The 13,537-nt window shown below is 33.9% G+C and carries 11 protein-coding genes; 5 read left to right on the top strand and 6 right to left on the bottom strand.

Features of this window, described 5'->3' with window-relative positions; translation table 11 throughout:
* Window positions 1-8 precede the first annotated feature (8 nt).
* Together CFE53_RS05410 and CFE53_RS05405 are read right to left on the bottom strand one after the other, a co-directional pair.
* Window positions 9-800 (bottom strand): ABC transporter ATP-binding protein, encoded by a 792-nt coding sequence (locus CFE53_RS05410; protein ID WP_148120837.1) that lies wholly within the window; start codon window positions 798-800, stop codon window positions 9-11.
* Window positions 801-810: 10 nt separating this feature from the next.
* On the bottom strand, window positions 811-1,569 hold the full coding sequence (locus tag CFE53_RS05405) for an ABC transporter permease (RefSeq protein WP_148120836.1): 759 nt from the start codon (window positions 1,567-1,569) through the stop codon (window positions 811-813).
* Window positions 1,570-1,943: 374 nt separating this feature from the next.
* On the opposite strand from CFE53_RS05405, the gene CFE53_RS05400 reads away from it, so the two are divergent.
* Window positions 1,944-2,987: an NOG1 family protein gene (locus CFE53_RS05400; protein ID WP_148120835.1), complete on the top strand. Its 1,044-nt coding sequence runs from the start codon at window positions 1,944-1,946 to the stop codon at window positions 2,985-2,987.
* Window positions 2,988-3,119: 132 nt separating this feature from the next.
* On the opposite strand, the gene CFE53_RS05395 is transcribed toward CFE53_RS05400, so the two are convergent.
* The 3 genes from CFE53_RS05395 to CFE53_RS05385 form a co-directional block, all read right to left on the bottom strand.
* Window positions 3,120-3,995, bottom strand: coding sequence for a coenzyme F420-0:L-glutamate ligase (locus CFE53_RS05395; RefSeq protein ID WP_148120834.1), 876 nt, complete (start codon window positions 3,993-3,995; stop codon window positions 3,120-3,122).
* 743 nt (window positions 3,996-4,738) lie between these two features.
* Complete coding sequence (locus tag CFE53_RS05390; RefSeq protein WP_148120833.1) at window positions 4,739-6,982, bottom strand: DEAD/DEAH box helicase; 2,244 nt, start codon at window positions 6,980-6,982, stop codon at window positions 4,739-4,741.
* Between the two features lie 919 nt (window positions 6,983-7,901).
* On the bottom strand, window positions 7,902-8,810 hold the full coding sequence (locus CFE53_RS05385) for a hypothetical protein (protein ID WP_148120832.1): 909 nt from the start codon (window positions 8,808-8,810) through the stop codon (window positions 7,902-7,904).
* A gap of 190 nt (window positions 8,811-9,000) precedes the next feature.
* Between CFE53_RS05385 and CFE53_RS05380 the strand changes: the two genes are divergently transcribed.
* Both CFE53_RS05380 and CFE53_RS05375 read left to right on the top strand, forming a co-directional pair.
* A complete protein-coding gene (locus CFE53_RS05380) occupies window positions 9,001-10,143 on the top strand; it encodes a tRNA (guanine(10)-N(2))-dimethyltransferase (RefSeq protein ID WP_148120831.1) in 1,143 nt (380 codons plus the stop codon).
* Between the two features lie 712 nt (window positions 10,144-10,855).
* On the top strand, window positions 10,856-11,449 hold the full coding sequence (locus tag CFE53_RS05375) for a SagB/ThcOx family dehydrogenase (protein WP_148120830.1): 594 nt from the start codon (window positions 10,856-10,858) through the stop codon (window positions 11,447-11,449).
* A gap of 5 nt (window positions 11,450-11,454) precedes the next feature.
* On the opposite strand, the gene CFE53_RS05370 is transcribed toward CFE53_RS05375, so the two are convergent.
* A complete protein-coding gene (locus CFE53_RS05370) occupies window positions 11,455-11,802 on the bottom strand; it encodes a DUF2304 domain-containing protein (RefSeq protein WP_148120829.1) in 348 nt (115 codons plus the stop codon).
* 206 nt (window positions 11,803-12,008) lie between these two features.
* Between CFE53_RS05370 and CFE53_RS05365 the strand changes: the two genes are divergently transcribed.
* Both CFE53_RS05365 and CFE53_RS05360 read left to right on the top strand, forming a co-directional pair.
* The gene (locus tag CFE53_RS05365; protein ID WP_148120828.1) at window positions 12,009-12,896 is read left to right on the top strand and encodes a selenium metabolism-associated LysR family transcriptional regulator; all 888 of its coding nucleotides are present in this window, start codon (window positions 12,009-12,011) and stop codon (window positions 12,894-12,896) included.
* 46 nt (window positions 12,897-12,942) lie between these two features.
* Window positions 12,943-13,500, top strand: coding sequence for a UbiX family flavin prenyltransferase (locus CFE53_RS05360; protein WP_148120827.1), 558 nt, complete (start codon window positions 12,943-12,945; stop codon window positions 13,498-13,500).
* Window positions 13,501-13,537: the final 37 nt, after the last annotated feature.

Genomic DNA, 13,537 nt, shown 5'->3' with positions numbered 1-13,537 from the left:
CCACATTTTTATACATCTTTTGAATAATTATACATATTATATGACTTAAGTACCTCATCCTTTAATATATTTACTATTCTTTTTCTATACTCTATAAACTCCAAGGTATCTCTTTTTCTAGGTCTTGGTAGGTCTATAGAAATAATATCCTTTATCCTTCCAGGTCTTGCAGTCATCACTATAACCCTGTCGGAGAGGTATACTGCCTCATCTACACTGTGGGTAACGAATAGAACTGTCTTTTTCTCCTTCTCCCATATCTTTAGAAGTTCATGCTGGAGTATAGTTCTAGTCTGAGTATCTAAGGCCCCAAAAGGTTCATCCATGAGTACAATCTTAGGGTCGTTTGCCAAGGTCCTTGCAATGGCAACCCTCTGCTGCATACCTCCACTGAGTTCGTAGGGATATGCTTCTTCAAACCCCTCTAACCCTATCATCTTGATGAATCTCATGGCAATTTCATATCTCTCTTTCTTAGGTAATCCTCTAATTTCCAGTCCAAAGGCAACGTTATCCAGTACATTTCTCCAGGGCAGCAAGGTGTACTGTTGGAATACCAACCCTCTCTCCGCCCCAGGTCCCTCTATCTTTTTACCCTCCATAAGAATCTCTCCAGAGGTAGGTTTCTCAAGTCCTGCGATCATCCTCAACAGTGTAGATTTACCACATCCACTGGGGCCAACTATTGATAGAAATTCATTGTATCTGACGTGGAATGTAATGTTATCCACTGCCAGGATCTCCTTATTTTTACTTACGAACTTTTTACTCACATTCCTTATTTCCAGTATATTCTCCATTGAAAACACCTTATTTTATTAGGTATCTCCATCTAAAGTACCTATCTTCTATATATCTCAGCCCTCTATCTAGAGTAAGTCCTATTATACCTATTACAATCATAGATGCAATAACTACGTCCATTCTACTTAAGGAGTAGGCGTACATAATGAGATATCCTAAACCTGCACTACTTCCTGGGAGCATCTCCGCTGCTACAACACACATCCAGGCAATACCTGCCCCTATCCTTAACCCAGTTAGTATACTTGGAGAGGATGCAGGTATAATCACCTTTAAGAGGATATCCTTCTCCTTGGCTCCAAGGGTTTGAGCAGTCTCTACAAGTATCTTAGGTACACCTTTTACCCCTGCAATGGTGTTAATGAGTATAGGGAAAAAGGCCCCTATAAATATTATAAACAGCATCGAGGTCTCCCCTATACCGAACCATGCCAGAGCCAGCGGTACCCATGCAAGGGGCGGTATTGGCCTCAGGAGTTCTATAACAGTATCAAAGAGATCCATAACTGTTGGGAAATAACCCATAAATATTCCCAAGGGTATTCCAACAATACCTGCCACAACAAACCCTGCGAGCACTCTCTTTATACTTATCAAGGTATTTTCAATTAGAGTACCTGTTCCAAGGATGGAGAGTTGGGGATTTATTAAAACCTTAATAACATCTTCCACAGGAGGCAATACTACAGGGTTATTCAACCATATAGCCAAAAGTTCCCAGAGTACAAGACCTATTAAGGGCATTATTATCTTTTTAATGTCCATGGTATCTCCTCGTAGTATTTACCATTTTATAGTACAGCACTCTATTTTTATACTTTAAGGTTAAATCATTGTTGGGAATATATAAGATATTGTTAATTTGATTTCTTAAATTGACTCTAGTTTCCTTAAAAAATTCTGATAAAAAATAATTTGATTATATCTTTTAAAAGTAAAATATCTTAATTATAATAATTATAATAATAAGAAAAAAGAATAAATTTAGCGATAATTTTTAAAATGTTTCTAAATACTGGAGAAAGGGAATAGTAAAATCCTTTTAACCATTTCCTTTAGCATGAATCATTCCTTTATAATCCAGAAATAGGTTCTATTTACAATAAAATCTCACCTTTATCAAACACCTTGGTGAAAACATGAAAAAGAGAAAAGAAGATAATCCATTTAAAAAGATCCCCACTATACTCTTTCCAGAGGAACTTATGAATAAAGCATATAATAGGGCAGAAAAGGCTGCAGATAATCTTAGAAAATCTACAATAGGTCTTAATCTCTATAAATCAAGGGTTATAGAGGAGCAAAAGGTAAGAACTGCTACTTCTGTTATAGCAGATTATCTGTCAAATATCGTAAAGAGAACACCCTCCATAGATAATTTAAATCCCTTCTATAGGGAGATACTAGAGATCCTTATAGACAGTGATGATTTTAAGAAGTCCCTTGGTGCTGTAAATTGGGCCTCTGAGTTGGTTAGAAAACTTGGAAATACTTACAGTAGAAAGATAAGAAGGGCGAAGACTCCACAGGAAACTTCAAAAATAAGGAGAGAGTTCTTTGGTAGGGTTTCCTCTGTACTGAAACAGATATATCCAAATTTAGCCTGTATTGCAGTGGCCAGGGAAAAACTGAAAAATATTCCTACTGTTAAAGATGTGCCAACTGTGGTGATAGCAGGTTATCCCAACGTTGGAAAATCCTCACTTCTAAGGAAGTTGACAGATGCAGAACCTGAGGTTAATTCCTATCCCTTTACAACTAAGGGCCTCAACGTTGGATATTCTCACCATGGTATTCAATTTATAGATACACCTGGGATATTGGATAGACCTATCTACGAGAGGAACGATATAGAACTCCATGCAGTTGTGGCCCTTAACTATCTTGCTGATGGGATAATATATGTGATAGACCCTACTGAGTACTGTGGTTATTCCATAGATGAACAACTGAATCTATTAAATGAAATTATAGAGACCTTTAATGTGCCTATAATAGTCGCCATTAATAAGATAGATATAGATGAAAGTGAATACAGGGAGAACTTAGAAAAGGTGGAGAAGTTTTTAAAGGAGAAAGGAATCAAAGACGTTGTTATGATATCTACTGAAAAGGATATCAACTTGGATACTTTAAAGAGGAAGATTGTTGAGATGGTAAATAAGGAAGTAGTAAACTCTTAATTCTTATTAAAAACCCTAATAAAAATAATAAGTTATTTCTTCTCAATATTCCTCTAGAAGAAGAGAATGGTCCTTTCTTACCTATATAGTTCTCTCCTCTTATTTTAACACTTAAAAATTCCCAGGCACTTCTCAACTTTTCCATCCTTTCACTACAACGATAGGAGTGTGCTCCACCTTCTCCAATATTTCTTCACTAATTTCAAAGGTGTTATACTTCTCCATGTACTGGTGTATAGACTTTGTAGGATCTGATCGACACCTATCTGCAACATCTGCAATATGGAGGATTTCCTCTAAGGAGTATTTTTTATATACTTCATTTCCAGTTATGGCAAGAGGTGTAGCTCCACATAACCCTCCTATCTTTAATAAACCTGCTAACTTCCCTAAAACATATCCTAAAACACCTATCCCAGATACTATCCCATCTATAGCATAGGGTAGAGCAGTTATATACCATCTAAGAAACCTATAGGTAGCGTCAGTATCTGCTATCATAACTACAACATCCACATTCAACTCCTTCTTTATAACTGAGTATATTCTTTCCGCCGATTTCTGTGGGTCTTTAGGGAGTAAAACAGCATAGGTACCAGGTACGTTAGTTAGATCTACTCCTCCCTCTGAGGCAGGTTTTAACGCATATATAAGCCCCACCTTATCTATAACAGCCTGTTTATGTTTTAATGTCTCCTCCTTAGGCATCCTCCTAAGATTTTTTATCCTATCTGGCCTTGTTTTCAAGAGAGGACCTAGAATATATCCCCATATATACTTAGACCAGAGATAACAGAGATATGCTAAAGGTCCTACCTTAACATCTTTTTCATCTATTAGGTTATCCTCTCCCATAGCAACAAATTTCTCACTAATTACGACAAAATCTCCGTCCTCCAATTTCAAACCGTTTTTAATTTCTCTCTTTAAAGATGTAATAATTACCTCTAAGTAATCCTCTCCCCTTTTAAGGTATCTTGTTTTTATGGGCATTATTTCAATGTTCATGGTTATCATTACTCTCGTTTCATTAAAAAACGATAAAAATGAGTAGTAGGTATGGGATTTTTTAATTTTTAATATTATGCTCTGGATTCCATTCAAAATCTTAATAAAATAAAAAAACCTTAGTTCCCACCAAGTAGTGATTAAAAGAACAGTGAAAAATGATAATTATTATAATAAAAATCATGATTAAAATAATCAGTATAAAATCTATATAAAAACTCTTAAATATCCTTAGGATCTTCTGAACACTTAGGTAAGATAGGAGATCTTACTCTGATATCCACTACACTAGAAGGTTTACAGAGGATCATTCACCTCCAATCCTCTTTTTAAATTTTTCTGTTTTTTTAAAACATTTTCTTTTATTTTTTATTTTTATAATTATTTTTATTATTTTTTAAACTATCCCTTTGATGGGAACTAGGGCTAAAATAAAAAAATAATAAAAAATTAAAGTAAAAAATAGTGAGAAGTTATATTTAAAAATAAAAAATTATATTTCTCCCCTAAATTCTGAAATTAAGGATATAATGTTTTCCTCATATTTTTCTAACTACTACTGTTGAATATCTCTTATATTACAACAGAACTTCTTAATTTACCTTACAATGTTCAGGAATATTTGGGAGATAGATGTGGTTAAAGACATATAAAACCAAAATATTTTATTTTTCTTTTTTAATTATAATATTTTTTATTTTTTACATTTCAGTGAGACTTAAAAATATTAATTAAACATACTCCTACCATTCAAAAAACACAACACCACTTTCCTTTAACTCATGAAGGATCTTCTTAGCGATCTTCTCCCCAAGGATGCTTCTAACTTTTTGATAGTTATCTATAATATCCTGGGCGCTTTTTATCCCTGCATCGTACAGCATCCTAGCCCTTGCTCTTCCTATGTGTTTAATTTTCAATAGATCTATAAGTTCTCTCCCTGCACCGTACTCTATCCTCACCTTCAACTCCTCTAATGCCTGGGAGATAATTTCATTCTCTATATTTAATATTTTGTAGAGTTCTCCTGTTGCATGTATTAGCCACTTTGCCTGTTCAACTCTATATTTTAAAATTCCAGGTTCTATACCATATTTTTCTAATATCTTATCCTCTGGTACCTCGTTTATCCAGTCGTAAAAGATCATTGCATTTTTAGCATATTTCAAACCTTTTCCGTCCTCTATATCTATATCTCTCCTTATCATCTCGTAAAAGAGAATATCCTCTTCACAACTTCTTACCCTCGGTAAGGGTAACATCTCCGAAGTCTTTGAAATAAGGTATAGGATATAGAATGTAGAATAATCAACAGGATCCCAATCTCTTAGGTATCCAGTTTTCTCATTCATCTTCAATTTTCTATTTAGTTTCCTTAACTCCTCTATTATAATCTTCCCACTGAAAGGATCTATATAGAGTTCGGATATCCTCCTTCCCAGTGGAGTTATTTTATATTTTCCTTCCCCTCCTGTTATAGATATGCCATTTTCATCGAGAGTTAACATCTTCACTCTATATCCGCCGCCTCCATATGCCACTGAGATAAACCTGTTAAATTCCAAAAACCTTATAATCTCCTCGATATCCTTTAGGATCTTTGAGATATTTCCATACTGGTGGGCGTAAAAGGTATTCTTTATAAAGTTCTCTAAACTTTCCTTATCCTTTATATCTCCTAAGGCTATCAAACCAAGTATATGGGATCTTAAAATCTTAGGATAGGATAACTTAGAATAGATATACTCTACAGGTCCTGTAAGATAGCCTTTCACATCTTCTATATCCATCCTCCCATCAACGTATATTATGCCTTCACCGTAGGGATCTAAGTTTGGACGCCCAGCCCTACCTATACACTGTAGTATCTCCATCTTTGGAATAGGTACCATTCTTCCCTCCCAGTATCTCTTAAGATCCTTCACTATGGCCCTTCTACAAGGAACGTTGACTCCCATACTTAATGTGGGAGTACAGCAGATAACCTTTATAATTCTTCTTCTAAAGGCGTCCTCAATAATTTTCCTCTGTTCATACGTTAAACCAGCATGGTGAAATGCAATACCTCTTTCTATACATTCTGCAAGAGTTTTACAGGTTTCCGTTGGTCTATCAAATACACTTAGGATCTCCTCTTTTATACTCTTAAGTTCCTCCAACTCCTTCTGAGAGAGATAATCCCTTAAATCCAATTTTTTTGACTCAGCGACAGCGTTCTTCTTAGAGTTGCAGAATATTAAGACAGAACCTCCATCTAACACACAATCTACAACAAGGTTGAACAACTTACTTCTACTTTTGTTATAGGTTTTCAGTTGATACTCTTCTAAAACCTCTCCATCCTCTCCGATAAATAAAATCTTATCTCTATAACCAATTCCTTTCTTCAACTTAACAGGTCTCCAAGTATCTATAACTAACTCCGCCTCCAACCATCTCGCTAACTCCTCCGGATTTCCTATAGTGGCAGAGAGTCCAATTATTTGGACGTTATATTTACTCTTCAACTTAGTAATAAGTACCTCTAAGGTACCTCCTCTCTCCTCGTCTCCTATAAGATGGATCTCGTCTATAACCACAACAGATACATCATCTATCCACTTTACTCTATGTCTTATAAGAGAATCTAACTTCTCTGCAGTGGTGATTATTATGTTGTAATCACTCAGATCCTCCTCCTCATCATAATCTCCAATGGAGAGCGCCACCTTTATACCGTATCTTTTATATTTCTTCTTAAATTCTTCGTACTTCTCAGAAGCCAGAGCCTTCAAGGGAACAATAAATAGGCCCTTTTTATTCCTATCTTCTAATATATGGTTTAAGAGGGCTATTTCACCTATTAGTGTTTTTCCACTGGCTGTAGGTATGGAGATTAGAAAGTTTTTCTTTTTATCTAATAGCCCTCTTTCTAAAACCTTCTTCTGAGGGGGTCTAAGTTCTTTGATACCGTTTTCTCTGAGTATACTTAAAATTCTCTCTAGCATAATATTACCTGTATTGATACTAATTACTCTTTTAGGGATGTATTTGCGGAATTCGATAACATTTCGATTGTTAGTAGTAGTCATTTTGTTTTTATTTATATGTTGTTTATTTTTTATGATATCTGCAACAACATTTATAAAAGATCTGAGTTTCCATTAAATCCTGATAAAAATAGGGTTTATAAAAATAGGTAAGACTTTAAAAACTTATTTCTAGATACCTCTAGGCACTGGAGAATAATTGATTCTTAATAAAGATTAATAAATATTATAATAATAAAAATAAGAATAAATAAAAAAATAACAAAAATAATAAATGTTTTTTAGATTTATTTTCTCTCTAAGTACTAAAATATCTTTAGGTTTTTATTTGATCCATCATTTTTTGTTATTATTTAAATTTTAATCAAAAAATTTTCCCTTATAAATATACAAAATTGTTAAAAAATACAAAAAAATTCTTATTAAAATAAGTTAATTACTCTGACTCCTATCAAGTAGTTAATTAAATAATAAAATAACCATAATAAAAAATAAAAATTTAATCTAAAAATAATAAAAAACACTGTATACATAATATATAATAAACCTAATAGTAATTTCTTGCTAGGGGGGTTTATTTACTTCTTTTATATCATTAAAAATTGTAAATTCTAGTTTCCACTAAAAAGATAAAAATTACTTGAATATAGGTACTTTTGGATGTACAGCAAGACGATTTTTCTCTATATTCAACAGAAGGTAGGACGTGGCTCTCCCTACAGAATTTTATACTATATTTCTTAATCTAAAAAAGTACTTTTATATTAAATTTTATTATAATAATTATTTCTATAATAAATTATCCTGATTAGGAAAAATTTAGAACTCTATACTTGTTTAAAAATAATCTAATAAAATATAAGGTTTAAATAAAAATTTACTGATTATTAATTTGAGTTGCCATATATTCTACATTAATTGTAGTATACTCTCCTTTATTTATTGTAATAGCAACTATATCATTGTTGTTGTTTTTTCCACAGGTAATATAGTAAGTATTGCCATCACTTGCTGTATATAGAATATTCCAACCTTCTCCTTTAATATTTTCTTTATACCAATTAAACACATCCTCTGGATCTTTGTCAGTCCCATACTCGATATAGATGTATTTTTTATTATCTTTGGTAACTACAGCATGTTTTAACATAACTGAGTCAGGGTATCTTTTTACTGGTTCCTCTCCTGAGGTTTTATCGGAGGATGGTAACTGTGGTTTTTCTACTTCGCTATAATCAGAGGTTGAAGGTGTTGAACTTTCCATTTCTGTATTTTCAGAGGAAGTCTGAGGTGTTGAACCTAGTAGTTTATCAGCAGAACCTTTACCTACGAAATAAATGGTTCTTTCGTGGATAGGATCTCTCATTGCCCAAATTCCAGTAGCATCATTATCTTTTTTAAAGATTACTATACCGTATTCAATAGTACCTTGTGGACCAGAAATTTTTGCTACGGTCGTATTTACAGCTATATCGTATCCTTCTGCAATCAGTTTGTTTTTGTACCACTCTAATATATCTTTTACATTATCACTAGTTTCATACACATTCAGAGTTATACCCTCTGTGGCAATTCCCATGATATTGTAGTAATATCCTGGAACATCGTTACAGGGTTTTGAATTGGGATATACGATCTCGGAACTTACCACTATATTGCTACTAGTACCACTATGGTCGTTGTTATCTGTATTACCTCCATTTCCCATACAACCAGAGAGGGATAGTATCAATATTGTGGATATAAAAATTAAAATAGTACTGTTCTCCTTTAAAATATTTTTCATTATTACACCGCCTTATTATTGGATACTTACATTTTTTATAACCATCTATTATTTATAATAATACTATCCAGAAATTATAATAAACTACTTTAAAATTATTGTTATCATCATATAATTTAAAAATCGATAGAATAAAAGGATATCATTCTTTAAATTCTTTTTAAAATAACAAAAAATATCTGGGGATCCTATGGAGGAGATAGTAGTAGAGGGAAATGTAAAGATAAAGGTTCCAAAGGATAGGAGTATCTCAAAAAAGGATAAGGTATTCTACAATCCAAGAATGGAGATTTGTAGGGATATATCCGTTGCTGTGGTACAGAGTTTTTTAAATAACTACGGGAGAGAAGAGTTTTTAGTATGTGATCCTTTAGGAGGTAGTGGGGCTAGAGGGATAAGATACGCAAAGGAGTTAGTAAATCCCTCTGGAACAGTTGAGGTAGTTATCAACGATATCAACCCTTTTGCAGTTGAATTAATTTGGGAGAACCTAAAACTGAACAACTTAAGAAATGTAAAAGTATTTAACAAGGATGCAAATGTCCTCCTTTCAGAGCACTTTAGAACATTTAACTTAGTAGATTTAGATCCCTTTGGATCTCCAAATCCATATTTAGATAGTGCTATACGTAGTTGTATTACAAAAAATGGTATAATCGCTATGACTGCCACAGATACTGCAGTCCTCTATGGATCTTATAGAAAGGCATGTATTAGAAACTACGACGCTATTCCACTAACTGGCGATAAGGAGTTGGCAGTGAGGTTGTTAATAGGCTATGCTATCAGGGTGGCAAGTAAGTACGACATAGGTCTTAAACCTATCTTCTCTCACTTTACAGACCACTATATAAGAACCTTTCTGATCACGGAGAGGGGAGCAAAGAGGGCAGATGATGCTATAGAGAAGTTAGGGTATATTAAAATAGAGAATGAAGAGAAGATTATCAGAAAAAGAGAGGAAGGTTTTGAGAAGGGATTTGGAGGGCTCTTTTACTTAGGGGAGATAAACAGCATGGATATTGTAAAGGAGGCGTTAAAGATTGCCCAGGGTAGGGGATACTCCCAGAGAAGTGTAAAGATCCTCGGGGAGATATATGAAGAGTGTACAGTTGGGAATGTAATAGGATGCTACAACATCCACAGAGTATGTAGCGCCATAAAGGAGCATGTACCTCCTATTAGGGAGTTGGTGGAAATGTTGAAGGAGAGAGGTTTTAGGGCCTCAAGGACCCACTACGATCCAAATGGGATAAAAACAGATGGAAAGATTACAGATGTAATTGAGTGTATTCGTGATTATAATAGGGACAAAGAAATAAAGTATAGTTAATAAAATAATAAAAAACAGTTAAAAATAAAAAATTAGAATATTGGAAGAATCCTATTTTATTGGTATAGTGAAGGTTAAAATAATGGGAATTGTGAATATCCCTCTTTTGGTTGTTTGAAACTAGATAATTAAAATCGTCCACTATTTTTTAAATCAGTAGGAAATCTAGCTATTGAAGGAGTTATTAACTCTAGTTCTGTTAGAAAAATCTGACCTAATTATTCTTAATTAGTTATTTTTAGAGAATAATTATAATAACCCTAGTTCCTATCAAGATTGTGATTAAAAAAATAATAATAAAAATAATAATCATAATAAAAAATAATAAAAATCTTAAGAGGAATAATAATAAAATAAACCTTAATTTCCATCAAAGTAAGATTTAGATAATAAAAAAAATAATAAAGTTAATAATAGCAGACTGTTAGGGAGGATCTGCTTTATCCCTACAGTATCTTAGAGCATTCTAGGAGAGATTATTTATCTCTTGTTTTGATTTCAATAATTTTAATACTTCTTTTTATATTTTTATTTTTTATAATTATTGTTATTCTTATTAGAATTTTTTGATGGGAATTAGGGTTTATAATAATTATAATGAGAATATACAATAATTAAACAATTAATAACTTTTTTACCTACTATCCTCCTATATAAATGATGTAAAGTAAGAATATATAAAGAGAATAGGAGAAATTCAGGTGAAGTACAGATGTTTTTACCAGAGCCAAGAATATACAGAGAGATGTCTGTTGAAGAGGCGATATTTAAAAGGAGATCGATAAGAGAGTACTCAGAAGAACCTCTGAGACTTGAAGATCTCTCTCAGATTCTATGGGCGGCACAGGGGGTAACGAATCCCAATAGGATGTTCAGATCTGCACCAAGTGCTGGTGCAACGTATCCCCTTGAAATCTATGTTGTTGTGAAGGAGGTGGAGGGTTTAGAACCTGGAGTTTACCGCTATATACCTATTGATCATTCCCTCAAACTGATCAGGGAGGGTGATCACAGTTATCATCTATACAGAGCATGTATAAATCAGAAATGGGTATTGGATGCAAAGGCAAATTTAATAATAACTGCTGTTTATGAGCGTACTACCTCTATATATGGAGAACGAGGTATAAGATACGTCCATATGGAGGCTGGACATGTTGGACAGAACATATACCTTCAAAGTACGGCGCTAGGTGTAGGTACAGTAGCAGTAGGTGCATTCTACGATGAGTATGTAGAGGAAGTTGTTGGATGTGGACCAGAGGAAAGGGCCCTCTATGTCTTTCCTTTAGGATATGAGAGATAAGACTCCTATTGCTTCTCCTTCTCTTTTTTCTCTTTCTCCAATATGGCGATCTCCCTTACAATTAGGGTAATTTCCCTTTCAATATTTTCTATTTTAATATATAATCTATATAGGAGATAGAAGAGTATTATAATGGCGACGTATATTACAACATCCACTCCCCTACCTACACCTGTTAATGTAGCGAGATGACTCATAGTTTGTGGAAATACCACGATGAGTATAACCAATACCCAAATAAATATCCAGAATATGGCAGATTCCAAGTTTATTTCGTTGTTTTTAAGTTGCATTATTATTTTAAACATTGCAAAAATTGCAAAAACTAAGGCGAATATCTGGATCAGTTCCATAGTATCACATCTATCTTTTTTATGGACAAAAATATCTACAGACCTATATCTCCTATTCTAACATTATTTATAACTTTATTTTATAAATATTAATAATATTAATAACCTCCTATAACTTTAAATATCATATTACACTTATAATATAAACTATATTAGCCTAAAATTAAGATAGAAAGAGATATTGAAACAGTTAATATGGTGGAAATATGGATCCTAAGATAAGTTATTTTAAAACCTTTGTAACTACCTCTAAGACAAAGAGTTTTTCCAAGGCTGCAAAAAAACTTGGTATCACTCAAGGTACTGTAAGCAATCATATCTCAGCCCTGGAAAAGTACTTCGATACCCAGTTGTTTATAAGGACTCCTGAGGGTGTAGAGTTAACTCCTGAAGGTCAGATTCTCTACGAGAGTGCCAAAATGATACTGGAACTTATAGAATCTACGAAACAGCGTATTAAGTCACTTCATGAATATCCAGAGGGAACTGTCAAAATTGCAGCAAGTACTACTCCAGGGGAGCATATTTTACCAGGTATAATAATGGACTACAAGAGGGAGTATAAAGATGTCGACTTCCATATAGAGATAACAGATTCTAAAAGGTGTTTTGAACTACTGGAGAAAGGTTCAGTGGATATGGCGGCAGTTGGATATCTCTACAACAAAGATTACGAGCATCTGATAATAGGAAAGGATAGATTGGTACTGATAGTACCTCCAAACCATAGATTGGCTAAAAAAGGTATAGCAACACTCTCAGATATTATGAAAGAAGACTACATAGATAGGGAAGAGGGATCTGGTACAAGGGAAGTTATAATAAAAGCCCTAAACGAGAAGGGCTACTCCATGATGGATCTCAACGTTGTAATGAGACTTGGAAGCAACTCCTCTATAATAACTGCAGTCTCCGAGGGGAATGGAGTAAGTATTATATCTGAGATACCTGCAAAGAAGGCCGCCGAGGCTGGTTTGATAAAGATAGTCCCTATAGAGGATCTAGATCTTACCAGGTATTTATATCTGGTAAAGGGTAAAAAACTTAAGAATCCCAGTGCAGTAAGATCCTTCTGGGAGTTCTTGGAGGGTTAAGGTATTGTAGATAGTTCCTTCAATTATCTCTTTAACTGGGAGAGTTATGAAAGTAGTGGTATGTATTACAGGTGCAAGTGGAGTATGTTATGCAAAGAGACTACTAGAGGTACTTAGGGATAAAGGTGTAGAAGTATCTCTAATAGTCTCAGAGTCTGGTAAAAAGGTAATAGAACATGAGTTAGATGTAGATCTTGATTATCTCATAGGTCTGTCCCATGAGTACTATGAGAACAGTGACCTATTCTCTCCTTTAGCCTCTGGTTCCCATATATTTCACAGTGTGGTAGTTATACCATGTTCCATGAAAACACTATCTGCAGTGGCAAATGGATACAGTAGCAACTTAATATGTAGAGTGTGTGATGTAGCGATTAAGGAGAAGAGAAAGTTAATCCTCATGCCCAGGGAGATGCCGTTAAGTTCTATACACCTTGAAAATATGTTGAAGTTATCTAAGTTAGGAACCATTATCATGCCACCTATTCCTGCCTTCTATGGAAAACCTAAAACAGTGAATGATATGGTGGATTTTGTTGTTGGAAGAATATTGGATATCTTAGGTATTCCCAACGATCTATTTAAAAGGTGGGGGGGTATTTAAAGATAGTCAGAACATTTTTTAGTTATTCTATTTTCAA

Origin of the sequence: Methanofervidicoccus sp. A16, assembly GCF_003351865.1 — an archaeon.
Lineage (GTDB): Archaea > AGJL01 > Methanococci > Methanococcales > Methanococcaceae > Methanofervidicoccus.
This window is presented reverse-complemented; position numbering and strand designations above follow the sequence as displayed.

What these genes read in the sequence shown, in the direction of transcription:
- CFE53_RS05410 (WP_148120837.1), bottom strand. Translation starts at nt 800, where the DNA reads ATGGAGAATATACTGGAAATAAGGAATGTGAGTAAAAAGTTCGTAAGT.
- CFE53_RS05405 (WP_148120836.1), bottom strand. Translation starts at nt 1,569, where the DNA reads ATGGACATTAAAAAGATAATAATGCCCTTAATAGGTCTTGTACTCTGG.
- CFE53_RS05400 (WP_148120835.1), top strand. Translation starts at nt 1,944, where the DNA reads ATGAAAAAGAGAAAAGAAGATAATCCATTTAAAAAGATCCCCACTATA.
- CFE53_RS05395 (WP_148120834.1), bottom strand. Translation starts at nt 3,995, where the DNA reads ATGAACATTGAAATAATGCCCATAAAAACAAGATACCTTAAAAGGGGA.
- CFE53_RS05390 (WP_148120833.1), bottom strand. Translation starts at nt 6,982, where the DNA reads ATGCTAGAGAGAATTTTAAGTATACTCAGAGAAAACGGTATCAAAGAA.
- CFE53_RS05385 (WP_148120832.1), bottom strand. Translation starts at nt 8,810, where the DNA reads ATGAAAAATATTTTAAAGGAGAACAGTACTATTTTAATTTTTATATCC.
- CFE53_RS05380 (WP_148120831.1), top strand. Translation starts at nt 9,001, where the DNA reads ATGGAGGAGATAGTAGTAGAGGGAAATGTAAAGATAAAGGTTCCAAAG.
- CFE53_RS05375 (WP_148120830.1), top strand. Translation starts at nt 10,856, where the DNA reads ATGTTTTTACCAGAGCCAAGAATATACAGAGAGATGTCTGTTGAAGAG.
- CFE53_RS05370 (WP_148120829.1), bottom strand. Translation starts at nt 11,802, where the DNA reads ATGGAACTGATCCAGATATTCGCCTTAGTTTTTGCAATTTTTGCAATG.
- CFE53_RS05365 (WP_148120828.1), top strand. Translation starts at nt 12,009, where the DNA reads ATGGATCCTAAGATAAGTTATTTTAAAACCTTTGTAACTACCTCTAAG.
- CFE53_RS05360 (WP_148120827.1), top strand. Translation starts at nt 12,943, where the DNA reads ATGAAAGTAGTGGTATGTATTACAGGTGCAAGTGGAGTATGTTATGCA.